The 24,117-nt window shown below is 62.3% G+C and carries 22 protein-coding genes and 2 pseudogenes; 11 read left to right on the top strand and 13 right to left on the bottom strand.

Annotated elements, in window-relative coordinates:
* Positions 1–42 precede the first annotated feature (42 nt).
* Both ACMGF8_RS25530 and ACMGF8_RS25525 read right to left on the bottom strand, forming a co-directional pair.
* Complete coding sequence (locus ACMGF8_RS25530; RefSeq protein WP_371826206.1) at positions 43–798, bottom strand: methyl-accepting chemotaxis protein; 756 nt, start codon at positions 796–798, stop codon at positions 43–45.
* Positions 799–900: 102 nt separating this feature from the next.
* A pseudogene (locus ACMGF8_RS25525) lies at positions 901–1,047 on the bottom strand (HAMP domain-containing protein); the annotation flags it as partial.
* Positions 1,048–2,534: 1,487 nt separating this feature from the next.
* Between ACMGF8_RS25525 and ACMGF8_RS25520 the strand changes: the two are divergent.
* The 3 genes and pseudogenes from ACMGF8_RS25520 to ACMGF8_RS25510 all read left to right on the top strand — a co-directional run bounded on the left by ACMGF8_RS25520 (position 2,535) and on the right by ACMGF8_RS25510 (position 5,706).
* On the top strand, positions 2,535–3,851 hold the full coding sequence (locus ACMGF8_RS25520) for a Na+/H+ antiporter family protein (RefSeq protein WP_207168104.1): 1,317 nt from the start codon (positions 2,535–2,537) through the stop codon (positions 3,849–3,851).
* Between the two features lie 175 nt (positions 3,852–4,026).
* Positions 4,027–4,848 (top strand): annotated as a pseudogene (locus tag ACMGF8_RS25515) (cache domain-containing protein); the annotation flags it as partial.
* Positions 4,849–4,884: 36 nt separating this feature from the next.
* Positions 4,885–5,706 carry a methyl-accepting chemotaxis protein gene (locus tag ACMGF8_RS25510; RefSeq protein WP_416760374.1) on the top strand — a complete coding sequence of 274 codons (822 nt, stop codon included), beginning with the start codon at positions 4,885–4,887 and terminating at the stop codon, positions 5,704–5,706.
* Between the two features lie 48 nt (positions 5,707–5,754).
* Here ACMGF8_RS25510 and yegQ read toward each other — a convergent pair whose 3' ends face one another.
* Positions 5,755–7,080 carry a tRNA 5-hydroxyuridine modification protein YegQ gene (yegQ, locus tag ACMGF8_RS25505; protein ID WP_102864635.1) on the bottom strand — a complete coding sequence of 442 codons (1,326 nt, stop codon included), beginning with the start codon at positions 7,078–7,080 and terminating at the stop codon, positions 5,755–5,757.
* A 157-nt stretch (positions 7,081–7,237) separates the two neighbouring features.
* Between yegQ and ACMGF8_RS25500 the strand changes: the two genes are divergently transcribed.
* The gene (locus ACMGF8_RS25500) at positions 7,238–8,299 is read left to right on the top strand and encodes an AI-2E family transporter (protein ID WP_102881844.1); all 1,062 of its coding nucleotides are present in this window, start codon (positions 7,238–7,240) and stop codon (positions 8,297–8,299) included.
* On the opposite strand, the gene ACMGF8_RS25495 is transcribed toward ACMGF8_RS25500, so the two are convergent.
* The 3 genes from ACMGF8_RS25495 to ACMGF8_RS25485 form a co-directional block, all read right to left on the bottom strand.
* On the bottom strand, positions 8,296–8,478 hold the full coding sequence (locus ACMGF8_RS25495) for a hypothetical protein (protein WP_416757645.1): 183 nt from the start codon (positions 8,476–8,478) through the stop codon (positions 8,296–8,298). The genes ACMGF8_RS25500 and ACMGF8_RS25495 overlap by 4 nt on opposite strands.
* Positions 8,479–8,586: 108 nt before the next feature.
* A complete protein-coding gene (locus tag ACMGF8_RS25490) occupies positions 8,587–8,781 on the bottom strand; it encodes a hypothetical protein (protein WP_102864963.1) in 195 nt (64 codons plus the stop codon).
* A 247-nt stretch (positions 8,782–9,028) separates the two neighbouring features.
* Positions 9,029–9,388, bottom strand: coding sequence for a hypothetical protein (locus ACMGF8_RS25485; protein WP_102864638.1), 360 nt, complete (start codon positions 9,386–9,388; stop codon positions 9,029–9,031).
* A 255-nt stretch (positions 9,389–9,643) separates the two neighbouring features.
* Between ACMGF8_RS25485 and ACMGF8_RS25480 the strand changes: the two genes are divergently transcribed.
* Positions 9,644–10,465 (top strand): shikimate 5-dehydrogenase, encoded by an 822-nt coding sequence (locus ACMGF8_RS25480; protein ID WP_207166255.1) that lies wholly within the window; start codon positions 9,644–9,646, stop codon positions 10,463–10,465.
* Positions 10,466–10,559: 94 nt separating this feature from the next.
* Here the strand turns inward: ACMGF8_RS25480 and ACMGF8_RS25475 are convergent, their stop codons facing one another.
* Positions 10,560–11,210, bottom strand: coding sequence for a YceH family protein (locus ACMGF8_RS25475; protein WP_102864640.1), 651 nt, complete (start codon positions 11,208–11,210; stop codon positions 10,560–10,562).
* Between the two features lie 221 nt (positions 11,211–11,431).
* Entirely contained in the window at positions 11,432–13,951 is a 2,520-nt protein-coding gene (locus ACMGF8_RS25470; RefSeq protein ID WP_416757642.1) for a flavin-containing monooxygenase, read from the bottom strand.
* Between the two features lie 177 nt (positions 13,952–14,128).
* Here ACMGF8_RS25470 and ACMGF8_RS25465 point away from each other — a divergent pair, with 177 nt between their 5' ends.
* Both ACMGF8_RS25465 and ACMGF8_RS25460 read left to right on the top strand, forming a co-directional pair.
* Positions 14,129–15,157 carry an AraC family transcriptional regulator ligand-binding domain-containing protein gene (locus ACMGF8_RS25465; RefSeq protein WP_416757640.1) on the top strand — a complete coding sequence of 343 codons (1,029 nt, stop codon included), beginning with the start codon at positions 14,129–14,131 and terminating at the stop codon, positions 15,155–15,157.
* Between the two features lie 71 nt (positions 15,158–15,228).
* Positions 15,229–15,738, top strand: coding sequence for a DUF1993 domain-containing protein (locus ACMGF8_RS25460; RefSeq protein ID WP_102864642.1), 510 nt, complete (start codon positions 15,229–15,231; stop codon positions 15,736–15,738).
* A gap of 91 nt (positions 15,739–15,829) precedes the next feature.
* On the opposite strand, the gene sstT is transcribed toward ACMGF8_RS25460, so the two are convergent.
* Positions 15,830–17,062: a serine/threonine transporter SstT gene (gene sstT, locus ACMGF8_RS25455; RefSeq protein WP_416757638.1), complete on the bottom strand. Its 1,233-nt coding sequence runs from the start codon at positions 17,060–17,062 to the stop codon at positions 15,830–15,832.
* Between the two features lie 349 nt (positions 17,063–17,411).
* Between sstT and ACMGF8_RS25450 the strand changes: the two genes are divergently transcribed.
* On the top strand, positions 17,412–18,569 hold the full coding sequence (locus ACMGF8_RS25450; protein WP_102864644.1) for an MFS transporter: 1,158 nt from the start codon (positions 17,412–17,414) through the stop codon (positions 18,567–18,569).
* On the opposite strand, the gene nhaR is transcribed toward ACMGF8_RS25450, so the two are convergent.
* Positions 18,570–19,475 carry a transcriptional activator NhaR gene (gene nhaR / locus ACMGF8_RS25445; RefSeq protein WP_102864645.1) on the bottom strand — a complete coding sequence of 302 codons (906 nt, stop codon included), beginning with the start codon at positions 19,473–19,475 and terminating at the stop codon, positions 18,570–18,572.
* Positions 19,476–19,609: 134 nt separating this feature from the next.
* On the opposite strand from nhaR, the gene ACMGF8_RS25440 reads away from it, so the two are divergent.
* Together ACMGF8_RS25440 and ACMGF8_RS25435 are read left to right on the top strand one after the other, a co-directional pair.
* On the top strand, positions 19,610–19,858 hold the full coding sequence (locus ACMGF8_RS25440; protein WP_102864646.1) for a hypothetical protein: 249 nt from the start codon (positions 19,610–19,612) through the stop codon (positions 19,856–19,858).
* Positions 19,859–19,888: 30 nt separating this feature from the next.
* Positions 19,889–20,644: a TerC family protein gene (locus ACMGF8_RS25435; RefSeq protein WP_102864647.1), complete on the top strand. Its 756-nt coding sequence runs from the start codon at positions 19,889–19,891 to the stop codon at positions 20,642–20,644.
* Between the two features lie 79 nt (positions 20,645–20,723).
* On the opposite strand, the gene ACMGF8_RS25430 is transcribed toward ACMGF8_RS25435, so the two are convergent.
* On the bottom strand, positions 20,724–20,894 hold the full coding sequence (locus ACMGF8_RS25430) for a hypothetical protein (RefSeq protein WP_162884075.1): 171 nt from the start codon (positions 20,892–20,894) through the stop codon (positions 20,724–20,726).
* 224 nt (positions 20,895–21,118) lie between these two features.
* On the opposite strand from ACMGF8_RS25430, the gene ACMGF8_RS25425 reads away from it, so the two are divergent.
* Positions 21,119–21,793 carry a PA2778 family cysteine peptidase gene (locus ACMGF8_RS25425; RefSeq protein ID WP_102864965.1) on the top strand — a complete coding sequence of 225 codons (675 nt, stop codon included), beginning with the start codon at positions 21,119–21,121 and terminating at the stop codon, positions 21,791–21,793.
* Positions 21,794–21,843: 50 nt separating this feature from the next.
* On the opposite strand, the gene pbpG is transcribed toward ACMGF8_RS25425, so the two are convergent.
* Positions 21,844–22,782, bottom strand: coding sequence for a D-alanyl-D-alanine endopeptidase (pbpG, locus tag ACMGF8_RS25420; RefSeq protein ID WP_416757634.1), 939 nt, complete (start codon positions 22,780–22,782; stop codon positions 21,844–21,846).
* Positions 22,783–23,074: 292 nt separating this feature from the next.
* Complete coding sequence (gene folD / locus ACMGF8_RS25415) at positions 23,075–23,929, bottom strand: bifunctional methylenetetrahydrofolate dehydrogenase/methenyltetrahydrofolate cyclohydrolase FolD (protein ID WP_102864649.1); 855 nt, start codon at positions 23,927–23,929, stop codon at positions 23,075–23,077.
* Between the last annotated feature and the right edge of the window lie 188 nt (positions 23,930–24,117).

Genomic DNA, 24,117 nt, shown 5'->3' with positions numbered 1-24,117 from the left:
ATGGCGAGGCTGCGACAAGGCCCGAAGGGCCTTTGGACAGGGTCAGACGCGGAACTGGTCCATCAGGCTCTGTTGCTGGTTGGCCAGGCTGTTGAGGGACTGGCTGACCCGCGCCGATTCATTGGCCTGTTCCGACAGCGACTCGGTGACATCGCGAATGGTCGCCACGTTGCTGTTGATCTCTTCGGCCACTGCGCTCTGTTGTTCGGCGGCGCTGGCGATCTGCAGGTTCATGTCGCTGATCACCGTCACCGCATCGCCGATCTGGCGCAGGGCGGTGACCGCCTGACCGACTTGCTCGACGCTGCCCTGGGCCTGGCGATGGCTGTTGTTCATCGACCCCACCACATCCCGGGTGCCGGTTTGCAGTTGCTCGATCACTTGGCGGGTTTCTTCCACCGATTCCTGGGTGCGCTGGGCCAGGTTGCGCACCTCGTCGGCGACCACCGCAAAACCGCGCCCGGCCTCTCCGGCGCGGGCCGCTTCGATGGCAGCGTTGAGGGCCAGCAGGTTGGTCTGCTCGGCAATCGAACGAATCACTTCCAGTACCGTGCCGATCTGTTCGCTGTTGGCGGCCAGACCTTCGACCTGGGTCATGGCGGCGCTCATGTCGGCGGCCAGTTGATCGATGCTGCGGGTGGTGCGGTCGATCACGGTCAGGCCCTGTTGCGTGGCCTGGTCGGCATCCCGCGCCGCCTGGGCCGCCTGGGCCGCGCTGCGGGCCACGTCCTGGGCGGTGGCGCTCATCTCGTGGGAGGCGGTGGCCACCTGATCCACCTGGCGATACTGCTGTTCCATGCCGGCGCTGGTCTGGGTGGCGATGGCCGATGACTGGTCGGCAGTGCCGCGGGCGTCCTGCACCGAGCGTTTCACTTCGGCAATGATCGGCTGCAGCTTGTCGAGGAAACGGTTGAACCAGCCGGCCAGTTGCCCCAGCTCGTCCTTGTTGTTGTATGCCAGGCGCCGGGTCAGGTCGCCTTCACCGCTGGCAATGTCTTCGAGCATGTGCGCCACGCCGAGAATCGGCCGGGTCACGCTGCGCGCCATCAGCCACACCAGCAGCAGGCCCACCACGGCAGCCAGCAGGCCCAGGCCCAGCTCCATCAGGGTGCCGCTGTTGTTGCTGGCGTCCAGTTCGCTTTTCAAGGCTTCGGCCGGACCCACCAGGACCTTTTCCGGCACATCCAGCAGCACGCCCCAGGGCTTGCCGCCAGGGATCGGGGTGAAGGGGGCGAGGACCTTGAGTTTCTGCTGGCTGTGCAGGCTGTGGGTCTGGGTGCTATCGGCCAGTTGGCGGATCAGTTCGGCGCCGTTGACGCTGTCGACACTGTCCAGGCGCTGGCTGAGCTTGCTGGCATCCGCGCTATAGCCGGCCAGCAGGCCTGCGGGGCTGAGGATACTGACGCTGGTCTGGCCGGCGTAGAGCTTCTGGCTGGCATCGCGGCTGATGGCCTGCAGGCTGTTGAGGTTGATGTCCACCGACAGCGAGGCGATGACTTTGCCGTTGACCAGCAGCGGGAAGACGATGCTGGTCATCAGCACCTTCTGGCCGTCGATGTCATAGAAGTAGGGCTCGATCACGCAGGGCTTGAGGGTGCTGCGCGGGCAGGTGAACCAGGCATTGGCCGGTTGGCCGCTGGGTCCGCTGCGGGTGTCGCTCATGTCGCTTTCCGGCAACGCCATGGAGGTCAGCTGGCCCGGGGTGGGTTGGGACCAGTACAGGGCGAAGCGGCCTTTTTCGTTGCTGCCCAATTCGCTCTGGCCGCTGAACAACTCGTCCTTGCCATCCAGGGCGTTGGCTTCGAACACCAGGGACAGGCCCAGCAGCTCGGGGTTGGCCTGCAGCGCCGACTTGACCTGGCGGGTCAGGTCTTCACGCAGGTCGAAGGCGTCGAGGAAACGTTTCTCGGCCTGTTCCCGCAGGAACAGCACCTGGCGGGAAAAGCCGTGGCCGTATTGATAGGCGTCCATGAACTGTTGGCGAATGCCCAGTGCCTGGACTTCACCCTGGGCTTCGATCCGCGCCTGGGCTGCTTCGTTGAGCATCTCCATGCTCGACGCTTTCACCAGCTCGGAGCTGTGCTCCATGCGATACAGCGAAAGCCCCACCAACAGCGACACGATGCCCAACAGGCAGAGTCCGGCCAGCAGGGTGATCTTCCATTGGATGGAAAGTTGTCTGAGCGACATGGAGGCGTCCTTTATTCGATAAATATCTGAGACTTTGCACTGTAACGGCCGACGAACGGCGTTCTTTAAACGCTTGTTCGAAATAAGCCGTGAGGCTCTGGGGCTGCGGTGCAGCCCGTCGGGAACGCGCGCCCTCGCCACGGCTACGGTGGGCTTGGGTGCTTCGCGCGCAAGCTTGCTCCTGCGGGCGGCGGGGTGCGGGTTTTGACAAGCTGGTTGCGCTGCTGCAAAGTGCGCGCCCTCTAATAAGAACCTCTTTCATCTCGATGTCGGCAGCCCGCTGCCTTCCGGTCGGTCACAGGCTTTTGCGCCTTTTTTAGCGGCGCAGTAATGAGGTAACGATGATTAACGCAGTAATTGCCGCGGTTGGCGTGATGCTGGTGCTCAGCCTGTCCCGCGTGCATGTAGTGATCGCCCTGATCATTGGTGCCCTGGTGGGCGGCTTGACGGGTGGCCTGGGGATCGAGGCTACCCTCAAGGCGTTCAACAGTGGTTTGGGTGGCGGTGCCACCGTGGCCCTGTCCTACGCCTTGCTCGGCGCCTTCGCCGTGGCCATCGCCAAGTCCGGCCTGGCCCATGCCCTGGCGGACAAGATCCTGATATTGGTGGATCGCCAGGACGCCCACGGCGGCGGCCAGGTCAAATGGCTGCTGATCGGCCTGTTGTGGGTGGTGGCGATTGCTTCGCAGAACATTCTGCCGATCCACATTGCCTTCATCCCACTGCTGGTGCCGCCGCTGCTCTATGTACTGACCAAGTTGCAACTGGACCGGCGGTTGATCGCCTGCGTCATCACCTTCGGCCTGATCACCCCCTACATGTTCTTGCCGGTGGGCTTCGGCAACATCTTCCTCAATGAGATCCTCCTGGCCAACGTGGCCCGCAGCGGGGTGGATATCAGCCATATCAATGTCACCCACGCCATGGGCATTCCCGCCCTGGGCATGCTCTGCGGCCTGCTGCTTGCGTTCTTCAGCTACCGCAAGAAGCGCGTGTACAACCTGGATCGGATCGAGAAAGTCGAGCAGGTGGCGGTGCAGTACAACCCGCGGACCCTGCTGGTGGCGGGGGCGGCGATCGTCGCTGCGTTCCTGATCCAGTTGCTGCTGGACTCGATGATTATCGGGGCTTTGTGCGGCTTCCTGATGTTCTCGGTGTCGGGCATCGTGCGCTGGCGCGAGACTGACGAGCTGTTCACCGAAGGCATGAAGATGATGGCCATGATCGGCTTCATCATGATCGCTGCCTCCGGGTTCGCCGAAGTGATGAAGGCCACCGGCGAGGTCAATTCCCTGGTGCAAGCCTCGGCGGCGTGGATCGGCCACAGCAAGGGCGTGGGGGCCTTGCTGATGTTGCTGGTGGGGCTGTTGGTGACCATGGGCATCGGTTCGTCGTTTTCCACGGTGCCGATCCTGGCCGCGATCTTCGTGCCCTTGTGCGTGCAGCTGGGTTTCAGCCCGTTGGCGATCGTTTGCATCGTGGGCACCGCCGGGGCGCTGGGTGACGCGGGCTCGCCGGCCTCGGATTCGACCCTGGGCCCGACCTCGGGGCTGAACATCGACGGTCAGCACCATCACATCTGGGACACCGTGGTCCCGACCTTCCTGCATTACAACCTGCCGCTGCTGGCCTTTGGCTGGGTCGCGGCCATGGTCCTCTGATTCCATCCCTCTCTATGCCGGAGCCGGCTTGCCGGTGAAGGCGTCCTTCAAGGCGCTGCAGGGTCTGCCGGCCCTCTAACCGGCAGGCCCGCTCCTGTGAGGTCGGGCTCAACTTTTGTTTTGGTGTGCCGTTAACGGCTTATCACACCAATAAAAAACCAAGAGTGAGCCCACTATGCGCTTGAGCCTGAAGGCCAAAGTCCTGTCCCTGGCGGTACTCCCGGTACTGCTGTTCGCGCTGGTGATCAGCCTGAGCACGGTGTTCATGTTGCGCCAGCAGGCCCAGAAAGAGGTTGAGGAAACCCGTAGTCGTCTGCTGGGCGAGGCCAAGACCACGCTGCAGAGCTATGTCGAAGTCGCCCTGAACACGATCAAGCCCCTGTATGACGCGGCGGCGCCCGGGGATCAGGCGGCCCGGGCCGAGGTGGTCAAGCTGCTGTCCAACATCACTTACGGCAAGGACGGCTACTTCTTCGGCTACGACTCCGAAACCGTCCGCCTGTTCAAGGGCAACAGCCCGGACGGCGTGGGCAAGAGTTTCAAGGACAATCGCGACCCCAACGGCGTTTATGTCAACCGCGAGCTGGTGCGCGTGGGCAAGGACGGCAGCCATTATGTGCAATACAGCTCGACCCAGCCGGGCAGCGACGTGCTGGTGCCCAAGCTGGGTTACACCGAGTACCTGCCCAAGTGGGACATGGTGCTGGGCACCTCGGTCAATCTCGACGGCATCGACGCCCAGGTGGCGGCGGTCCAGGACAGCGTCAACCAACGCATGGAAGGCATGGTCCTGAGCATCCTCGGGATCGCCGCGGTGGTGCTGCTGGTGATTGCGGCCCTGGGCCTGCTGGTGGCCAACACCATGCTGCGGCCGCTGAACCTGATGAAGGCCAACCTGGATGACATCGCCGCCGGCGAAGGCGACCTGACCCGGCGTCTGGCGATCACCAGCCAGGACGAACTGGGAGAACTGGCCGGTTCGTTCAACCGTTTTGTCGACAAGATCCACGGTCTGGTGCGCCAGATCACCGAGATGACCGGGCAGCTCACCGAGCTGGTGACCCAGGTTTCGGATCAGGCCCAGCGTTCGGAACAGGCCATGGAGCGTCAGCGCCACGAGACCGATCAGGTGGCCACGGCGATCAATGAAATGTCTTCGGCTGCCCAGGAAGTGGCGCGCAGTGCCCAGGGGGCGGCGGTGGCGGCGCAACAGACCGATGAGGAAGGCCAGGCGGCCAAGCGCGTGGTGGATGGCAGCATTCAGCAGATCCATGCCCTGGTCAGCGATATTCGCAACAGCGGCACTTCCCTGGACAGCTTGCAGCAGGACGTGACGTCGATCGTCAGCGTGCTGGATGTGATCCGCTCCATCGCCGAGCAGACCAACCTGCTGGCACTGAACGCGGCCATTGAGGCGGCCCGGGCCGGGGAGGCCGGGCGCGGTTTCGCGGTGGTCGCCGATGAAGTGCGGGCCCTGGCCAGCCGTACCCAGCAAAGCACCCAGGAAATCCAGGGCATGATCGATCGCCTGCAGCAGGGCACCCGGGTGGCGGTGGACGCCATGCGCCGCTCTAGCGACGCCGGCGATGGCACCTCGGTGAAAGCCAACGAGGCCGGTGCCTCGCTGGACACCATGGCTCAGCTGATTGGCACCATCAATTCGATGAACGCGCAGATTGCCAGTGCCGCCGAAGAGCAGACCGCAGTGGCCGAGGAGATCAACCGCAGCGTGCATCAGATTGCCGTGGCGGTGGACAGCGTGGCCGATGAAACCCAGCGCGGGGCCCAGACGTCACGCAGCCTGGCGGACCTGGGGCAGCGCCTGGGTCGGTTGGTGGGGCAGTTCCGGATCTGATGTTGTGCTCTGCCAGCCGCCCGGGGCGGCTGGCAAGAGCGCTGCGCTTCAGGCGCTGATGTCGCGCATCAACAGACCAAAGCGCAGGTCCACCTGATCGGGGATCGGCAGGTACACGGTGTGGCCATCCCCCGGGGCGACTTCGATGGCTTGGCCCTTGGCGTTCTGCAGTTCGTGCAGATCGAAATGGAAGTTGCCCTTGGGGGTCATCAGTTCCATGTGATCGCCCAGGGCGAAACGGTTCTTCACCTTCACTTCTGCCAGACGGTCACGGCGTTCGCCGGTGAGTTCGCCGACGAACTGCTGGCGTTCCGACACCGAGCTGCCGTTCTGGTAGTTCTGGTACTCGTCATGTACATGGCGCCGCAGGAAGCCTTCGGTGTAGCCGCGCTGGGCCAGGGATTCCAGATCGTTCATCAGGCTGCGGTCGAACTCGCGCCCGGCCGCCGCGTCGTCGATGGCCCGGCGGTACACCTGGGTGGTGCGCGCGCAGTAGAAGTGTGATTTGGTCCGGCCCTCGATCTTCAGCGAGTGCACGCCCATGCGGGTCAGGCGCTCCACGTGCTGCACCGCCCGCAGGTCCTTGGCATTCATGATGTAGGTGCCGTGCTCGTCCTCGAAGGCCGGCATCAGCTCGTCCGGGCGATTGGCTTCCTGGAGCAGGAACACCTGGTCGGTGGGTGCCCCCAGGCCCAGGGTCGGCTCCGGCTGGAAGGTCTGGACGATGTCCCCGAGGTTGTTCTCGGTGGCTGCTTCGGCCTTGTATTTCCAGCGGCAGGCGTTGGTGCAGGTACCCTGGTTGGCGTCGCGCTTGTTCATGTAGCCCGAGAGCAGGCAGCGTCCGGAATAGGCCATGCACAGGGCGCCGTGGACGAAGACTTCCAGCTCCATGGCCGGCACTTTCTGGCGGATTTCCTCGATTTCTTCCAGGGACAGTTCCCGGGACAGGATGATCCGGGTCAGCCCTTGCAGTTGCCAGAATTCGACGCTGGCCCAGTTCACCGTGTTGGCCTGCACCGAGAGGTGGATCGGCATGGCCGGGAAGTGCCGGCGCACCAGCATGATCAGCCCCGGGTCGGACATGATCAGCGCATCCGGGGCCATCTCGATGACAGGCTCCAGGTCCTTGAGAAAGGTCTTGAGCTTGGCGTTGTGCGGGGCGATGTTGACCACCACGTAGAAACGCTTGCCCTGGGCCTGGGCCTCGCGGATACCGAGGGCCAGGTTGGCGTGGTCGAATTCGTTGTTGCGCACCCGCAGGCTGTAGCGCGGTTGGCCGGCGTACACCGCATCGGCGCCGTAGGCGAAGGCGTAGCGCATGTTTTTCAGGGTGCCGGCGGGGGCCAGGAGTTCGGGCTTGGCGAGGAGCGTCATGGGGCTGTCGGTCGCAAAAGGTCGCGAGGGTAAGCCAGTGCTGGCGGGCATTCATTGATCTGGATCTATGTCTGATGCAGAAAAAACGCACTCGGCATCACGGCTGCGGACTAACCTCAGGACGCCGTGATGGGGCGTTGACTGATCTGGATCGGACATGAATCAAAACAACCTGCAAAACAAAAGCCTGCTGCTGTTACTGGTCCTGGTGACGGTGGCGTTCATCTGGATTTTGCTGCCGTTCTACGGAGCACTGTTCTGGGCGGTGATCCTGGGCATCGTCTTTGCTCCCTTGCAGCGCCGTCTGCAATTGAAGTTCGGCTGGCCGCGCAATCTCACGGCCTTGTGCACCCTGCTGATCTGCCTGGTGATCGCCATCTTGCCGGTGATCATCACCAGTGTGTTGCTGGTCCAGGAAGGGGCCGAGCTGTACAAGAAGATCGAAAGCGGTCAGTTGGACATCGCCGGCTACCTGGCCCAGTTCAAGCACAGCCTGCCACCCTACTTTCAGCACCTGCTGGATCGCTTGGGCCTTGGCGAGCTCAAGGGCTTGCAGGAGAAGACGGTCAAGAGCGCGATGCAGGGCAGTCAGTACCTGGCGACCCAGGCGTTCAGCTTCGGTCAGGGCACCTTCGAGTTCGTGGTGAGCTTCTTCATCATGCTCTACCTGCTGTTCTTCTTTTTGCGTGATGGCGCCGAACTGGCGCGCAAGATCCGCACCGCCGTGCCCCTGGCCGAGTACCAGAAACGCCGGCTGCAATTGAAGTTCAATCGGGTGGTAAGGGCTACGGTCAAGGGCAATGTGCTGGTGGCGGTGACCCAGGGCGCCCTGGGTGGAATGATCTTCTGGTTCCTGGATATTCCCAGTGCCTTGTTGTGGGCAGTGCTGATGGCATTTCTGTCATTGCTGCCGGCGGTGGGGGCGGGGATTGTCTGGGGGCCGGTGGCGGCGTACTTCCTGATCAGCGGAGCGATCTGGCAAGGGGTAGTGCTGGGGGTGTTCGGGGTGTTCGTGATCGGCCTGGTGGACAACCTGCTGCGGCCCATCCTGGTGGGCAAGGACACCAAGATGCCGGACTACCTGATTTTGATCTCGACCCTGGGCGGGCTGGCGATCTTCGGCCTCAACGGGTTTGTCATCGGGCCCTTGATCGCCGCGCTGTTCATGTCCAGTTGGGCGCTGTTCGTCGAAACCCGGCCTCGAGTGCAGTTGCCTTAGTAGTGGACCCTGTGCAGATCGAGTTGCCTGGACAGGGCCTGGGCGGCGGGCAGGGAGGTCAGCGGGCCGCTGACGGCTTCGCCGTCGCGTACCAGGTACCAGCAGGCCAGCAAGCCCAGTTGCCTGAGCGACGCGGGGACGGCACTGCCGATAACGGACATGATCTGAACCTTGGACATGACAACCTCCTCGATTGGCGAGGAGTTACCTTACAAAGCCTCAAGTGCTACGAAAAATCACCCAGTCTGATAGTGGACATTGATGCCGGTGCTAGCGGCTGCGGTCGTTCAGTCCACCACCTGATCGAGCATGTGCAGCACTTCCTGCTCATTGAGCAGGCCCTTGCGCACCAGATTCTGGGCCAGCAGCGAGAGAAACTTGGCGCAGCGATGGCCTTCCAGATGCTTGAGTTCGGTCAGGGCGTCGTACACCCGGCTGGAGGTGCAGAGGCCTTCGACGCGGTGGGGGTTTTGCGTGGGCATGGGGTCGTCCTTGTTGTTATGGGCCTGTGGCGAGCGGACTGGGTCGATCTTGCAGTCCTTGAATGACACAAACATGACAGTCCCGCGTTGCTCAGGGCCGTCGTGGGATCAGCGCACTATTCCCGGATTTGCAGGCAAATACTGTTCCAGTCGCGACATTGTTCGGGATTATTCAGACATCCGGGTGATGGCAAAATGCAACAGGCCCCGCTTCGAGGGCGGGGCCTGTGGTTGTTTCAGTGGACGGTTACCAGCGGCCGGGACGTGGGCCGTAGTAGTAATGAGGGTGGCCGTAGTAGCCCCGTGGCGGACCGTAGTACACCGGCGCCGGGCGGTAGTAGACCGGTTGTTGGACATAGACCGGTGCTGGCTGGTAGTAGACCGGCGGTGGTGGCGCGGCATACACCGGCTGGGGTTGCACATACACCGGCGCCTGCTGCACGTAGACCGGACGATCCTGGTTGGCGATCACCGAGCCCACAACGGCTGCACCGACAACTGCGCCCAGCGCTGCGGGGCCGGCCCAGCCACCACCGTGGGCCGATGCCTGGCCGGCGACAGCCAGTGCACCTATGAGCAGGGCAATCTTGGGGATTTTGGAAATCATGGTTGGTCCTCGGTTCAACCCCTGCGTTTATGGTCTGCACCAGACTCAAGAACTGACGCGGGGATACTGCTAAGACAGCGGTTTCTGGAAAATCTGCACAGCCGCTGAGTAAATATTGTGTAAGGTCTGTACCGGCCTCTTTACCGTCATCCCTGGGCGCTGCAGGGGCCTGCAAACCAGCGCCGATATGATCAGGCACAAGGGGCTTGGCTGACCAAGCCCGTCTATCCGAAAGTGCCCAGCGAGGAGATGAATATGCAAATGAACCCCAACAAAGACACCCAGTTGTGCATGTCGCTGTCCGGGCGTCCGGGGAACTTCGGCCTGCGTTTTCACAATCATCTGTATGAGCAGTTGGGGCTCAATTTCTACTACAAGGCCTTCAGCAGTCAGGACCTGCCTGGTGCGGTGCGGGGGATACGTGCGTTGGGGATTCGCGGCTGCGGCGTGTCCATGCCGTTCAAGGAGGACTGCATCGCCCTGGTGGATGAGCTGGATGCCTCGGCCAAGGCCATTGCTTCGATCAACACCATCGTCAATACCGACGGTCACCTGAAGGCTTACAACACCGATTACATTGCCGTGGCCCAGTTGCTGGCCGAGCACGACGTGCCACGGGAATCGACCTTCGCCCTGCGCGGCAGCGGCGGCATGGCCAAGGCGGTGGCCAGTGCCTTGCGTGATGGCGGTTATGCCCAGGGCGTGATCGTCGCGCGCAATGAAGTCACCGGGCGCGCCCTGGCCAGTGCCTTGGGATATGAGTGGCAGGCGGAGTTGGGCAGCCTGCGGCCGCAGATGCTGATCAACGTGACCCCGATCGGCATGAGCGGTGGCCCGCAAGCGCAGCAGTTGGCGTTCGAGGCCGAGGCGATTGCTGCGGCGGACCGGGTGTTCGATGTGGTGGCCGTGCCGTCGGAGACGCCGTTGATCCTGCGGGCCAGGGCCGAAGGCAAGCAGGTCATCACCGGGCTGGAGGTGATTGCGATTCAGGCCCTGGAGCAGTTTGTGCTGTATACCGGCGTGCGCCCGAGCGAGGAGCAGTTCCGCCAGGCCGTGGCCTTCGCCCGGGCCCTGTAGCCGCTGACGCAGGCTGCGACAAGGTTTGGGCGTCTGCCAGGGCGTCGCCCCTTTTTTGGGGGGCGATCGCAGTTTTCGGCAGCGGCTACGGGAGTCAGCCTTCGAGTTGGGCCAGACGTTCTTCCAGGGCGGCAATCCGCGCTTCCAGTTCTTCGATGCGCTCCACTGAAACCGCGCCGCCGGCGCTGCGCTCCACCGGGTTGCCGCGGGCGGCGAGGATCGCTTCGATATCCGCCGGGTCGCCCAGGGCGTGGGTGTAGCGGTCCTCGCGCTGGCCGGCCTGACGCGGGATGTGCAGGGCCAGGCCCCGGGCGATCAGGCGTTCGAGCTGGTGCAGGACTTGCTCGCTGTCTTCGAAATCGTGCATGCGCCCGCTGCGGGTCAGCAGTTCGTTGACCGTCTGCGGACCGCGCAGAAACATCAGGCCGCACAGGATCAACTGCGCCGGCACCAGTTCCAGGGCCTTGTCCAGGCGCTGCTCCCAGCGGTCGGCGCGGCTGCCCATGACCAACCGAGTGAAGCCCCGTGCTTCAAGGGCGCGCAGGCTCTGGCCGACCTGGCCCTGGGTCAGGTTCATCACCGGTTCGCGGCTGGTTTTCTGATTGCAGGCGATCACCAGGGCATTGAGGGTCAGGGGATAGGTTTCCGGGCTGGTGGCCTGCTTTTCGATCAACGAACCCAGAACGCGGATGTCGGTACTGCTCAGGCGCAGTGCTTCGCTGGGGGTGTCGTGCTCGTTGCTCATAAGTGCTGGTCCCTTGGTCACTGATGGATGAGGTCGTGGAAAACCCGGTGCATGGCGCGCTAAGGCGGTCTTGAGTTTTCCGTGGCCGAGTCGGCCTTCTTCGAGGGGCTCTGTTTTACCTTCACAAGCCGGTTCTGGCCATCAGAACTTGGTGGGGCGGGGATCGGGTTGCGGCGTTCAAGCAAGGCAAGGCCGCCGCGCAGTCGGCGCGGCGGCAGGTTTCAGCTGGATTGCGCAGCTTGTGCCGGTTCGGCTGCGGCCCGCGGCGTGGACGGCGCTGGGGGACTGGCGGCGGGTTCCAGGCACCGCTGGGCAAACCGGGCGATGCTGCGCAGGGCGTTCCTGGCAGAGCGCAGATAGAAGGCCTGCAACTGGAAGACATGCCAGCGCCCGTCGTGAATTTCCAGCTGGCAGGGCACGCCGGACGCCCGTGCCCGTTCGGCCAGGCGGATGGAGTCGGACAGCAGCAGTTCCTGGTCGCCGACCTGGATCAGCATCGGTGGCAGGCTGCGCAGGTCCGCTTCCAGAGGGCGATGTGAAAGCGTCTGTGCAGGGACGGCGTAGGCCTTGAGGGCCTGTTCCAGCCAGTCGCGGCGGATCATCGGGTCGACGGCGGATCGGGATTGAAGGCTGTCAGCGCCCAGGTCGGGATCGGTAACCGGCGAGAGCAGTATCAGCCCGGCCGCGAACGGCTCGCCGCGTTGCTTCAAGGTCAGCGCCAGTGCCAGCGCCAGGGCGCCCCCGGCAGAGTCACCAGCAATCAGCAGCTGTTGCGCCGGGCAGCCCTGGGCACGGATGGCGTCATAACAGGCCAGGCAGTCGTCCAGCGCGGCCGGGTAGGGATGCTCCGGTGCCAGTCGGTAGTCAGGCGCCCAGACGCGGCAGCCAGTCTCCCTGGCCAGGCGGCTGGTGACGCTGTAGTGGGTGTCCGGGTTGCCCAGGCAGAAGGCGCCGCCGTGCAGGTAGAGGATGACCGCGTTCGAGGTCCGGGCCTTGGGCTCGACGCACTGCACCGCCGACTGACCCAGGCTCGTGCGCTTGCGGATTACGCCCAGGCCACCGGGCATCAGCCAGGAGAGGGCGTTGACGAGCTTGCGCTGGCTCACCAGTTGCCGCGGCGGGCCGATCAGGGTCCTGAAACTGGCTCTCAGGAAAAGCCGCAAGAAAGCCGCGTTGCATCGTTCCAGCCAATCCCCGGGTGGGGCCACTCGCTGTCCATCGCTGGGCGAAAACGGCGCCTCCAGGGGGCTGGCAAATCGGTAGGCGGACAGTCCGCCATAGCGGGTCAGCCATCTGTAGCTCCAGGTGAAACCGGGCCAGTTGGTGCTGTTGTGCCCCTGTGCGTCGACATACCAGCTCTGGCAGCCGCTCCACACCGAGGTGGCCAGGCGGCGCTGGATGCGCCACTGAAAACGCTGGTAGGGCGACTCGTCCACCTCCAGGGTTTTCGCCGCGCTTTTGAGCAGCGCCCGGCGGGCCTTGATCACGTGGGATATCTGGCTTTCCAGCATGTGGATGATGGAGTTGTGGCCCAGGTTGGTGTTGGGGCCGTAGAGCATGAAGAAGTTGGGGAAGCCGGGCACGCTGAGCCCCAGGTAGGCTGCCGCGCCATGTTGCCAGGCCTGGTTCAGGTCGACCCCGCCGCGGCCGCTGATGCGCATCGGCGAAAGGAATTCGGTGGCGGCGAAGCCGGTGCCATAGATGATGGCGTCCACCGGGTGCTGCTGGCCGTCGAGGGTTGTGATGCCGTGCTCGGTAATGCGCTCGATGCCCTGGGTCAACAGCTCGACATGGGGGCTGGCGAAGGTTTTCAGGTAGTCGTTGGACAGCAGGATGCGCTTGCAGCCGATGGGATAGTCCGGGGTCATGCGCTGGCGCAGTTCGGGGTTGGGCACCGAGGCATTCAGCAGCTTGTGAAAAGGAATACCGACCACCCATTGGGTCAGGCTCTTGAGGCGGGTAAAGCCCAGGGCCCGGGATTCGAAATGCAGGTAGTAGGCGGCGCGCACCAGTTTGGCCCATAGCGGATGGCGGGCGAATCGCTGCTTTTCCTCCGGGCGGTAGGCGCGGTCGGCCTTGGGCATGATGTAGGCCGGGGAGCGCTGGAAGACCTTGAGCGCGGCCACCTGATCGGCGATCTGCGGAACGAACTGGATGGCCGAGGCGCCAGTGCCGATCACCGCCACCCGCTTGTTGGCCAGAGGGTAGTGATGGTCCCAGGCTGCGGAATGGAATACATGACCCTGGAAACTGTCCAGGCCCGGCAGATTGGGCAGGGCGGGGCGGCTCAGTTGGCCAGTGGCGCTGATCAGCAGGCGGCTGAAGTGCTCCTGGCCATCGCGGCAGATGACCTGCCAGCAACTGCTGGCTTCATCGAACCGGGCGTGGCGCACTTCGCTGCCAAAGTGGATGTGGCGCAGCAGGTCGTAGCGCTGGGCGCAATGCTGCAGGTAACCGTGGATCTCTGCCTGGGGGGCGAACACCCGGGACCAGTTCGGGTTGGGCTCGAAGGAAAACGAGTACAGGTGCGAAGGCACGTCGCAGGCGGCGCCGGGGTAGGTGTTGTCGCGCCAGACGCCACCGACGTCCTGGCCTTTCTCAAGAAGGATGAACTGATCGACCCCGGCCTTGCGCAGGGCGATGGCCATGCCCAGGCCGCCGAAGCCGCTGCCGATGATCAGGGCCTCAAGGGGCGCGGTTGGGCTGGAGGGTGGGGTGCAGGCAGGTGCTGATTGGGGCATGACGACCTCGTTGTTATTGTTGTGCGGCACTGGGTTGATCCTCCCGAGGCCACGTCCTTGTTTCTGTGGTGCAGCCCCGATCAGTGAAGCATGCAGGGAATAAAGTGCAGGCCCCATGCTGTAACGGGACAAGTGCTTTAGTATTTGGGCCAAATCAGCGGTTCATGAGTCCGACCCATGAGTATCCAGACCTACACCCGAGGACCTTCCAGCGCCTTGCTGCTGGTGAGCTTCGGCCGCGAAAAGGGCTTGCCAGTGTCGAGTTTGCTGGCCGGTTCGGGGTTGTCCCTGGAGCAGTTGCAGGACCCCAATAGCCTGTTGACGGCGGCTCAGGAACTGCAACTGGTGAGCAATCTGCTGGGTTTGCTGGGCAATCCCCGGGGCTTGGGTTACGTCGTGGGCGCGCGCTATCACTTCTCCAGCTACGGCCTGTTTGGCTATGGCCTGATCAGCAGTACGACCGCAGCGGATGCCTTGAACCTGGCCTTGCGCTTCTTACCCCTGACTTATGCCTTTGCCACGATCGGCTATCGATTGGAGCAGGAGCTGGGCGTGCTGACGTTTGCTGAGCCTGCGGTGGCGGACCCGGCGGTACGGGAGTTTCTGCTGCAGCGGGACATGGCCGCTGCGGCGGTATTGATGAAGGAGATTGTGGGCCCGGACTTTCGCCTGACGCGGTTTACCCGGTGCAATGGCCGTCCTGTGGCGCGCAGCAAGGGGGAGGTGGAGCAGATCCTCGGCCTGAGTCCCGCCTATCGGGCCGCGCAGCATGGCCTGGCCTTCGACCGGCGCTTCCTGACCCGGGCCTTGCCCCAGGCCAATCCACTGACGGTGTCGATGTGCGAGCAGATGTGTGCACAGTTGCTGGAGCGTCGTGCAGCGCCTCAGGGGGCTACGGCCCTGGTGCGCCAGTATCTTGAGGCCGCCCCCTCCGGCAGGGTACCGGACCTGCCGAGCATGGCGCGGTTGAGTCGGACCAGCGCGCGTACCCTCAAGCGTCGTTTGCGGGAGGAGGGCACGTCGTACCGGCAATTACAGAGCCAGCACCGCAGCGCTCGAGCACTGGAGCTATTGGGCAACCCGGCCTTGAGCCTGACGCAGATCGCCGAGCGGCTGGGCTTCAGCGACCTGTCGAGTTTTTCCCAGAGTTTCAAGCGCTGGTTTGGCGTCGCGCCCAGCGCCTATCGCCAAGGGCCGCCGGGATAAAGGCCCCGGGGTCGGCCGCTGTGGCTATAATCGCTGCTCGTTGTATTTCCGCCATCCATGTCGAGACTGTCATGACTATTTCCCTGTACGCCGCTTCCGTTCCTGTCTTCAAGCAAATGCTCAACGCCTTGAGCGATGTACTGCACAAGGCCGAAGCTCACGCCACGGCGAAGAATATCGAACCCAATGCCCTGCTCCAGGCGCGCCTGTATCCGGACATGTTCCCGCTGGTGCGTCAGGTGCAGATCGCCGTGGACTTCGCCAAGGGCGTATCGGCTCGCCTGGCCGAGGTCGAGTTGCCCAAGTACGACGATACTGAAGTCACCTTCGCCGACCTGCAGGCGCTGATTGCCAAGGTCCTGGCCTTTATCGAAGGCATCCAGCCTTCGCAGATCGATGGCAAGGAAGGCATCGAGATCGTCACCCGTCCGGGCACTCCGAAAGAGAAGCGCTTCAGTGGCCAGTCCTACCTGCTGACCTACGGCCTGCCGCAGTTCTTCTTCCACGTCACCACCACCTACGCGATCCTGCGTCACAACGGTGTGGAAGTGGGCAAGCGCGACTACATGGGCGCGTTCTAAGACGTCCTGCTGAAGAGCGGCACGACCCTTTCAGCGCGCATAAAAAAGCCCGGCCAGGTTGACCCTGGCCGGGCTTTTTAGTGGCCGTGAATCAGGCTGAGGCTTGCGCCTTGTCTTCCTGGGCCATGCACGCGGCGGCGGTGAAGAGCACGTCGGTGGAGGAGTTCAGCGCAGTTTCCGCCGAGTCCTGCAGCACGCCGATGATGAAGCCCACGGCCACCACTTGCATGGCGATTTCGCTGGGGATGCCGAACAGGCTGCAGGCCAGTGGAATCAGCAGCAGCGAGCCACCGGCGACACCGGAAGCGCCGCAAGCGCAGATCGCTGCCACCACACTGAGGAGCACGGCGGTCGGCAGGTCGACGGCGATGCCCAGGGTGTGCACGGCGGCCAGGGTCAGCACGGTGATGGTGATCGCTGCGCCGGCCATGTTGATGGTGGCGCCCAGGGGGATGGACACCGAATAGGTGTCTTCATGCAGGCCCAGGCGCTTGCTCAGCTCCAGGTTGACTGGAATGTTGGCCGCCGAACTGCGGGTGAAGAACGCGGTGATGCCGCTCTCGCGCAGGCAGGTCAGTACCAGCGGGAAGGGGTTGCGGCGGATCTTCCAGAACACGATCAGCGGGTTCATCACCAGGGCCACGAACAGCATGCAGCCGATCAGTACCGCCAGCAGGTGCAGGTAGCCCAGCAGCGCAGCGAAGCCGGAAGTGGCCAGGGTCGAGGCCACCAGGCCGAAAATCCCCAGGGGGGCGAAGCGGATCACTACACGTACGATGACGGTGACCCCGTTGGACAGGTCGTCGAGCACCGTGCGGGTGGTCTGGCCGGCGTGGCGGATGGCCACGCCCATGCCGATGGCCCAGGCCAGGATACCGATGAAGTTGGCGTTCATCAGGGCGCTGACCGGGTTGTCCACCACACTCAGCAGCAGGCTTTGCAGCACTTCGCTGATGCCGCCGGGAGCGGTGATGGCGACGTCCTGGGTCGACAGCACCAGGGCGGAGGGGAACAGGCTGCTGGCGATGACGGCTACCACGGCGGCAGCGAAGGTGCCCAGCAGGTAGAGCACCAGGATCGGCCGGATATGGGTTTCCTGGCCGTGCTTGTGGTTGGCGATTGAGGCCATCACCAGCACGAACACCAGGATCGGCGCCACGGCCTTGAGCGCCGAGACGAAGACCTTGCCGATAAAGGTGGTGGACTTCGCGGCCTCGGGTGCCAGCAGGGTCAGGGCGATACCGGCAATCAGGCCGATAACGATCTGCGTTACCAGGCTCAGGCGTTTGAGGAATTGCAGAAAGGAAGGGGGGGAAGCGCTCATAGCGGTATCTCTGTTTATTTTAATGTGCAGTGCATGCCGGGTGCCCCGGGCCGGAAGTGGCCCGGCTGCAGCGGCACCCATGGCTGCGGTGGTCAATGGCAACCGGCGATCGGGCGACTTAAGTGGCAGTGCGCGATCAGGCCTGTTTTTGGCAGGGGGCGGACTTTATCACAGCAGCCAGTGCTTCCCGCGTCGATGTGACGATCTGCCACTTGGCGCAGCAAGAAAAGCGGCGACGTGGCGGTTGCCCTGACCCGTACTCACTCTGTTAATATTCGTCACCCCCTTTTCCTATCCAGTCAGCGGGCCCTTCGGGCTATCGCTGCTGTCGCCGTTTCTGGAGTTCTTGATGTTGTTGCCCATCCTGCTGTTGTCGGCTGCGGGTTTTACCGTGCTGACCACGGAATTCATCATCGTCGGCCTGTTGCCGTCGATTGCCCGGGACTTGCAGGTCAGCGTGTCCCAGGCCGGCTTGCTGGTGACCCTGTTCGCATTCACGGTCGCCGCTTTCGGGCCCTTCCTGACCGCCTACTTCGCGCGTTTTCCGCGCAAGCAGCTGTTTATCAGCGTGCTGTTGATGTTTGGCCTGGCCAATACCCTGGCGGCGCTCGCACCGAATATCTGGGTGATGTCCCTGGCGCGACTGGTGCCGGCCCTGGGGTTGCCGGTGTTCTGGGCCCTGGCCAGCGAAACGGCCGTGGATATCGTCGGCCCGGACTACGCCGGGCGCGCCATTGCCAAGATCGGCTTCGGCATTGTTTGCGCCACGGTGTTCGGGATTCCCGTGGGCACCCTGATCGCCGATGCCTTTGGCTGGCGCAGCGCCTTTGGCCTGCTCGCTGTGGTGGCCTTCGGCAAGGCCTTGCTGCTGTGGGTCTACCTGCCGACAACCAAGGCGCATAACCAACAGGCGAGCCTGCGTTCGCAGTTTCGCATCCTGCGCAGCCCGCTGATGCAGGGGCATGTGCTGCTGTCGATTCTGGTGTTCAGCGGCATGTTCACTGCCTACACCTACCTGGCGGATATTCTCGAGCGCCTGGCGGGCTTCAACGGCACCGTGGTGGGCTGGTGCCTGATGGGCTTTGGCGCGGTGGGGTTGATCGGAAATTCCCTGGGCGGCCGGGCTGTGGACCGGCATCCGCTGATCGCTTCCATGGTGTTCTGTGGGTTGATGATCGGCGGCATGCTGGCCCTGGTGCCGAGCATTCATTCGACCCTGGGGTTGGCGGCAGCCATGGGTGTCTGGGGCGTGACCCAGGCAGCCCTGTTTCTGGTCAGCCATGTGCGGCTGATCAAGGCGGCGCCGCAAGCGCCGGCGTTCGCTGCGTCGCTGAACATCGCCGGGGCCAACCTGGGGATTGGCCTGGGGGCTATGGTCGGCGGTCGGGTGATCGACACCTTGGGGCTGGGTAGCCTGGGATTTGCAGCGTCCTGCTTCATTGTGCTGTCCATTGCCCTGGCGTTGCTGCTGATGAAGCTCAAGGCGCCGCACGCCTGTCCTTCCTGATCAGTGGTTGATGGGGGTGAACAGTTCCCGTCGGGCCCCTTCGGTAATGGCGACAATGCCGGGGTGCTTGACCTTGCGCTCCACGGAAATGGCGTAGAACGATTCAGTCACGGCATCGGTCTGGCCAATCAGATGCACGCCGTACTGTTGCCGGACCTCATCGGCAATCACGCTGGGGGCGATAAAGATCCCACTGCCGGACTGGCCGAAGGCCTGCATCAGAGCGCTGTCATCGAATTCGCCGATGATGCGCGGTTGCAATTGCTGTTCGGCGAACCAGCGCAGTAGGCGGCTGCGGACCACGGTTTCCTGGCCCGGGATCAGCAGCGGGGCGCCGTGCAGGCCCCGGGGAAAGTCCGCGCCGTGCAATCGCGCCAGTTCCTCGGTGGCGAAGAAACTGACGCCGCATTCTCCGAGTTTCTGGCTGTAGCCCTTGATGTCCAGATGCGAGGGCATGGGGCTGTCGGAGATCACCAGGTCCAGGCGTTGGATGGCCAGGTCTGCCAGCAGGCGCTCTAGTTTGTCTTCGCGACAGGTCAGGCGAATCGGGTCGCTGAGTTCCATGGTGGGCGCGATCAGGCGATAGACGATGGACTTGGGCACCACGTCTGCCACGCCGACGCGGAATTGGATCTGTTGCTCGTCGGGTCTGGCCCGAAGCATGGCTTCGAGTTCACCACCGAGCTGGAACATCTGTTCGGCGTAGGGCAGGGCCTGGCGCCCGGCTTCGCTCAGTTCCAGTTGGCGTCCGACCCGGTGAAACAGTTCGATGCCATAGGTCTGCTCCAGCAGGCTGATCTGGCCGCTGATGGTTTGTGGGGTCAGGTTGAGCTGCTCGCAGGCGCGGACGATGCTGCCGGTCTTGGCTACAACCCAGAAATAATGCAGTTGGCGGTAGTTGAGCATGGTGACTATCAGTTCGTGAAAAGCGAAGTATAACTGCTAAAAATACGAATTTTCCTGAAGTATTACTCTCCTTAGAATGCCCCGCTATCGACGGGGCCCCACTTGGCCACGCCCGTTCTATCGAGGAATACGGTATGTCATTCAAAAAACTGGGTGCAGCGTCGCTGCTGGCACTGTCTATGCTGACCCTGGCGGCTTGCGATCAGGCGGAAAAAAGCGCGCAACAGGTGCTGGACAAGGCGGCCGAGACTGCCAAGCAAGCCATCGACGATACTCACAAGGCTGCAGAGCAAGCGTTGAGTGACGCCACGCAAAGTGTGACCGGCAAGGAAAAACCACAGGAAGACGCGGCGAAGAAGCCGGAGTCGTCTCAGGAAATCTGATCTTTCATACAACCGATTCAGGATTGACCCATGGATTACCTCTTACAACTCGCTGCTAGCCCCACTGCTTGGGTCGCCCTGGCCACCCTGGTGGTGATGGAAATCGTGCTCGGCATCGATAACCTGATCTTTATTTCCATCCTCACCAACAAGTTGCCGGAAAAGCATCGGGCCAAGGCGCGGCGCATTGGTATTGGCATGGCGTTGTTCCTGCGTCTGGCGCTGCTCAGCACCATCGCCTTCATCGTCCAGCTCACCGAGCCGGTGATCGACGTCATGGGGCAGAGCTTCTCCTGGAAGGACATGATCCTGATTGCCGGTGGCCTGTTCCTGGTGTGGAAAGCCACCACGGAGATTCACCACAGCATGACTCCGGAGCCTGAGGCGGACAAAACCCAGGCATCGGGCGTGGCGATCGGCTTTGCTGCTGCGATTGGCCAGATCCTGTTGCTGGACATGGTGTTTTCCATCGACAGCATCATTACTGCCGTGGGCATGACCGAGCACTTGCCGATCATGATCATTGCGGTGGTGGCGTCGGTACTGGTGATGCTGCTGGCTGCCGAGCCGTTGGCCAAGTTCATCAATGACAACCCGACCGTGGTGATGCTGGCCCTGGGCTTCCTGATCATGATCGGCATGACCCTGATCGCCGAAGGTTTCGGCGCCCATGTACCCAAAGGGTATGTGTATGCGGCGATGGCGTTCTCGGCAGCCATTGAAAGCCTGAACATACTGGCTCGTCGGGTCCGTCAGAAGCGTCAGGCGGCGCAAGCCGAGGGCTGATTCGCAACCATGACAAACGGCCGTCTGCACTCCATGGAGTCAGGCGGCCGTGTTGTTTTCGGCAGGGCGGGAATGTTGATCAGTGGGCAGTGGCTGGGCGCCGGGCGGCTTTTCCAGTCTTGATGTCAGGGGTGGACTGCTGGGGCCGATGATGGTGACGGCGGGTGATGCGTAGCACGCCCCAGAGCATTGCGGCGGCTACGGCCAGCCAGCTCAGGATCAGCATCACTATCGTCGTTGTCAGGCTCATAAGTGCCTCCTTGATGCCCTGTCCAGGGCACACACTCTTACCAATGGTTAGTCTAGTAGTCTCTGTGTTTCAGGCTATTGACCAATAGTCGAGAGTCTTCGAACACTTCGCTCTATGGTTTTCAATTAACTGCCGCCTAACGCTATACCCTCGCCCGTGAGGGCCCTATGATCAAGGCCCCAGCCGGGACCGGGTCGTCCGGCGTTTGAATATAGAGAGCGATGATGGTGCGGGTATTTCCTCGATTTCGAGCGGCGTTGCTGGTCAGCGCCTGTGTCTTGAGCCTGGTCGGTTGTGCCGGCAGCGTGCAACCCGAGATCCAGCGCTTGCCGGAGCGGGTAGAGCTCAACAGCGTGCCGTTTTTCCGTGGAGAGATGTACCAAAGTGGCCCCGGAGCCTTGGCTGGCATGCTGTCGCAACAGGGCATCGTGATTACTCCGGGGTTGTTGGACAAACCCTTGCACCTGCCTGGCGCCGAGGCGCAATTGCAGCAGAACATGCTAAGCCTGGCGCGTGAGTACGGGATGGTGGTCTATCCCCTGGACGATCATCTAGCGTCCCTGCTGACCCAGGTGGCGGCAGGTTATCCGGTACTGGTGCGCTTTACCGAAGGTTCGACGTTCTGGGCTGAGCCGCGTTATGCGGTGTTGGCTGGCTACAACCGGGACAAGCAAACCGTGTTGCTGCGTGGAGCGAAAAGCCGTCGGCAACTGATGAGCTTTCGTGAGTTCGAGTCGTCCTGGAAGAGCGCCGGGAGCTTTGCGGTATTGATTCAGGCGCCCAACCAGTTGCCAGCCAAGGTCGATCGCCAGCGCTGGTTGAAAGCCGCCGATGAACTGGGGCAGGCCGGTCAGGAGCAAGCAGCAGCCAGGGCCAGCAAAGCGCTCGATAGCCACTGAAGCCTGCAGACAACAACGGCGCCATTGGGCGCCGTTGTTGTGCTTGAGTATCAGTGCGAGGCCTGAGGTGCTGCAGTCTGGCGGTTCTTGAGGTTCTTATCGGCCTTGTAGCGCAAGGCAACGTCCGGTACCGAGCCGCTCTTGCCGGTTTCTACCCAGTTGCGGATGCGGCTGGCGTCAGCGAAGTGGGTGTATTTGCCGAAGGCATCGAGAATCACCAGGGCTACCGGGCGATTGCCCATGCTGGTGACCAGCACCAGGCAGTGGCCGGCCTGATTGGTGAAGCCGGTCTTGGTGATCTTGATGTCCCATTTCTCCTTGTTGACCAGGTGGTTGGTGTTGCGAAAGCCCAGGGTGTAGTTGGGCTTGCGGAATGCCACGGTCTTTTCCTTGGTGGTACTCAGCTCGCTCAGTAGAGGGTACTTGCGGGCAGCCACCAGCAATTTGCTCAGGTCGCGAGCCGTGGAAACGTTATGGATCGACAGGCCGGTGGGTTCCACATAGCGGGTGTAGGTCATTCCCAGTGACTTGGCCTTGGCGTTCATCGCGGCGATGAAGGCCGGATAGCCTCCCGGGTAATGATGGGCCAGGCTGGCCGCGGCGCGGTTTTCCGAGGACATCAGGGCAATCAGTAGGGTGTCTCGACGGCTTAGTTCGCTTTTGAGCTTGACCCGGGAGAACACGCCCTTCATTTCTGGGGTGTCGCTGATGTTCATGGAGATGTGTTCGTCCAGCGGCAGCTTGGCGTCCAGAACCACCATGGCGGTCATCAGTTTGGTCACCGAAGCGATGGGCACCACGACGTCCGGATTGCTGGAATAGATGACTTTGTTGGTTTGCAGGTCCAGCAGCAGCGCGCTGCCGGATGCAATATGCAATTGTGAAGTGTCTCTTGGCGCCGCGGTGGTTTCGCTGGCGTCGACGCTGTGCGCGATCAAGGTGCCGGACACAGCAAACAATAAGCTGAGGATGGAGAGACGAATTTTCACGCGGGCGGACTCGATAATAATGGATATGCCGTTTGGCAACGGGCTTTTTCGGAAAAGCGTTACATTTTATGAGTATGGCTGAAGAACTGTCGATTGTTCTTCAGTGGTCAGTCGAAAACCCTTAAAAACCAAGAAAAAACACCGTTTTTTCCTGAGCGCTACTGCGGTTTCAGAATAGGCTGAGTGCGATCCTGAACGCTAAGATTCAGGGGCGATAAAGAGCGCTGTGGTGTTGTAACGTTGGCGCATAAAAAAACCCGCCATTGGCGGGTTTTTGTGCGCTGTCGAAAACTCAGCTGTGCAGCGATTCTGCGGCGTACAGGGTGTTTTCCAGCAGGCAGGCGCGGGTCATGGGGCCTACGCCACCAGGCACTGGAGTGATCCAGCCCGCGCGGGGCAGGGCGGTTTCATAAACCACGTCGCCCACCAGCTTGCCGTCTTCCTGGCGATTGATGCCGACGTCGATGACGATAGCGCCTTCCTTGATCCACTCGCCCTTGACCAGGCCTGGCTTGCCAGCAGCAACGACAACCAGGTCGGCACGGCCGACATGGCCAGCCAGATCCTTGGTGAAGCGGTGAGTGACGGTCACGGTGCAGCCAGCCAGCAGCAACTCCATGGCCATCGGGCGCCCAACGATGTTGGATGCGCCGACCACTACTGCATCCATGCCATACAGGTCGGCACCGGTGCTTTCCAGCAGGGTCATGATGCCTTTGGGAGTGCAGGGGCGTAGCAGGGGAATGCGTTGGGCCAAACGACCGACGTTGTAAGGATGGAAGCCATCCACGTCTTTGTCCGGACGAATGCGTTCTAGTAGTAGAGAGGCATCCAGGTGCTCAGGAAGTGGCAGCTGTAGCAGGACACCGTCGATGTTCGGGTCATCATTGAGGCGATCAATCAAGCCCGCCAGTGCTTCTTGAGTGGTGTCGGCGGGCAAGTCATAGGCTTGTGAAAGGAAGCCGACCTCTTCGCAGTCTTTACGCTTGTGCGAGACATAAACCTGAGAGGCCGGGTCGCTGCCGACCAGAATCACCGCGAGGCCCGGAGTACGCAGGCCTTGCTGGCGACGCTCGGCGACACGTTTGGCGATCTGCTGGCGCAGGCTAGCGGCGATCGCTTTGCCGTCGATTAGTTGTGCAGTCATGACGCGTGATTAACCATCGAGAGGGAGAGAAAAAGAGAACGTATTCTCGCATGTCGGAACGTGAGGGCAAAGGCGCTTGGTCTGCAAATTCCCCTAACTCCTTTAATTAAATGAATTTTTTTCAAAAAAGAGTTGACGACCTAAAGGCTCGCCTATAACATTCGTCGCACTTGTCGGGCACAGCCTAG

Source organism: Pseudomonas sp. BNK-7, from assembly GCF_048072025.1.
Taxonomy (GTDB): Bacteria; Pseudomonadota; Gammaproteobacteria; order Pseudomonadales; family Pseudomonadaceae; genus Aquipseudomonas; species Aquipseudomonas danubii.
Note: the sequence above shows the minus strand (reverse complement) of the source record. Positions and strands in the feature narration are given on the sequence as shown.

Bases quoted from the DNA above. Each gene is read 5' to 3' on its own strand.
- ACMGF8_RS25475 (WP_102864640.1), bottom strand. From the start codon at position 11,210: ATGAGCAACGAGCACGACACCCCCAGCGAAGCACTGCGCCTGAGCAGT.
- ACMGF8_RS25440 (WP_102864646.1), top strand. From the start codon at position 19,610: ATGTCATTCAAAAAACTGGGTGCAGCGTCGCTGCTGGCACTGTCTATG.
- ACMGF8_RS25460 (WP_102864642.1), top strand. From the start codon at position 15,229: ATGACTATTTCCCTGTACGCCGCTTCCGTTCCTGTCTTCAAGCAAATG.
- folD (WP_102864649.1), bottom strand. From the start codon at position 23,929: ATGACTGCACAACTAATCGACGGCAAAGCGATCGCCGCTAGCCTGCGC.
- sstT (WP_416757638.1), bottom strand. From the start codon at position 17,062: ATGAGCGCTTCCCCCCCTTCCTTTCTGCAATTCCTCAAACGCCTGAGC.
- ACMGF8_RS25485 (WP_102864638.1), bottom strand. From the start codon at position 9,388: ATGATTTCCAAAATCCCCAAGATTGCCCTGCTCATAGGTGCACTGGCT.
- ACMGF8_RS25435 (WP_102864647.1), top strand. From the start codon at position 19,889: ATGGATTACCTCTTACAACTCGCTGCTAGCCCCACTGCTTGGGTCGCC.
- nhaR (WP_102864645.1), bottom strand. From the start codon at position 19,475: ATGCTCAACTACCGCCAACTGCATTATTTCTGGGTTGTAGCCAAGACC.
- ACMGF8_RS25510 (WP_416760374.1), top strand. From the start codon at position 4,885: ATGACCGGGCAGCTCACCGAGCTGGTGACCCAGGTTTCGGATCAGGCC.
- ACMGF8_RS25470 (WP_416757642.1), bottom strand. From the start codon at position 13,951: ATGCCCCAATCAGCACCTGCCTGCACCCCACCCTCCAGCCCAACCGCG.
- ACMGF8_RS25465 (WP_416757640.1), top strand. From the start codon at position 14,129: ATGAGTATCCAGACCTACACCCGAGGACCTTCCAGCGCCTTGCTGCTG.
- ACMGF8_RS25530 (WP_371826206.1), bottom strand. From the start codon at position 798: ATGGAACAGCAGTATCGCCAGGTGGATCAGGTGGCCACCGCCTCCCAC.
- ACMGF8_RS25495 (WP_416757645.1), bottom strand. From the start codon at position 8,478: ATGTCCAAGGTTCAGATCATGTCCGTTATCGGCAGTGCCGTCCCCGCG.
- yegQ (WP_102864635.1), bottom strand. From the start codon at position 7,080: ATGACGCTCCTCGCCAAGCCCGAACTCCTGGCCCCCGCCGGCACCCTG.
- ACMGF8_RS25490 (WP_102864963.1), bottom strand. From the start codon at position 8,781: ATGCCCACGCAAAACCCCCACCGCGTCGAAGGCCTCTGCACCTCCAGC.
- ACMGF8_RS25500 (WP_102881844.1), top strand. From the start codon at position 7,238: ATGAATCAAAACAACCTGCAAAACAAAAGCCTGCTGCTGTTACTGGTC.
- ACMGF8_RS25480 (WP_207166255.1), top strand. From the start codon at position 9,644: ATGCAAATGAACCCCAACAAAGACACCCAGTTGTGCATGTCGCTGTCC.
- ACMGF8_RS25430 (WP_162884075.1), bottom strand. From the start codon at position 20,894: ATGAGCCTGACAACGACGATAGTGATGCTGATCCTGAGCTGGCTGGCC.
- ACMGF8_RS25425 (WP_102864965.1), top strand. From the start codon at position 21,119: ATGGTGCGGGTATTTCCTCGATTTCGAGCGGCGTTGCTGGTCAGCGCC.
- ACMGF8_RS25450 (WP_102864644.1), top strand. From the start codon at position 17,412: ATGTTGTTGCCCATCCTGCTGTTGTCGGCTGCGGGTTTTACCGTGCTG.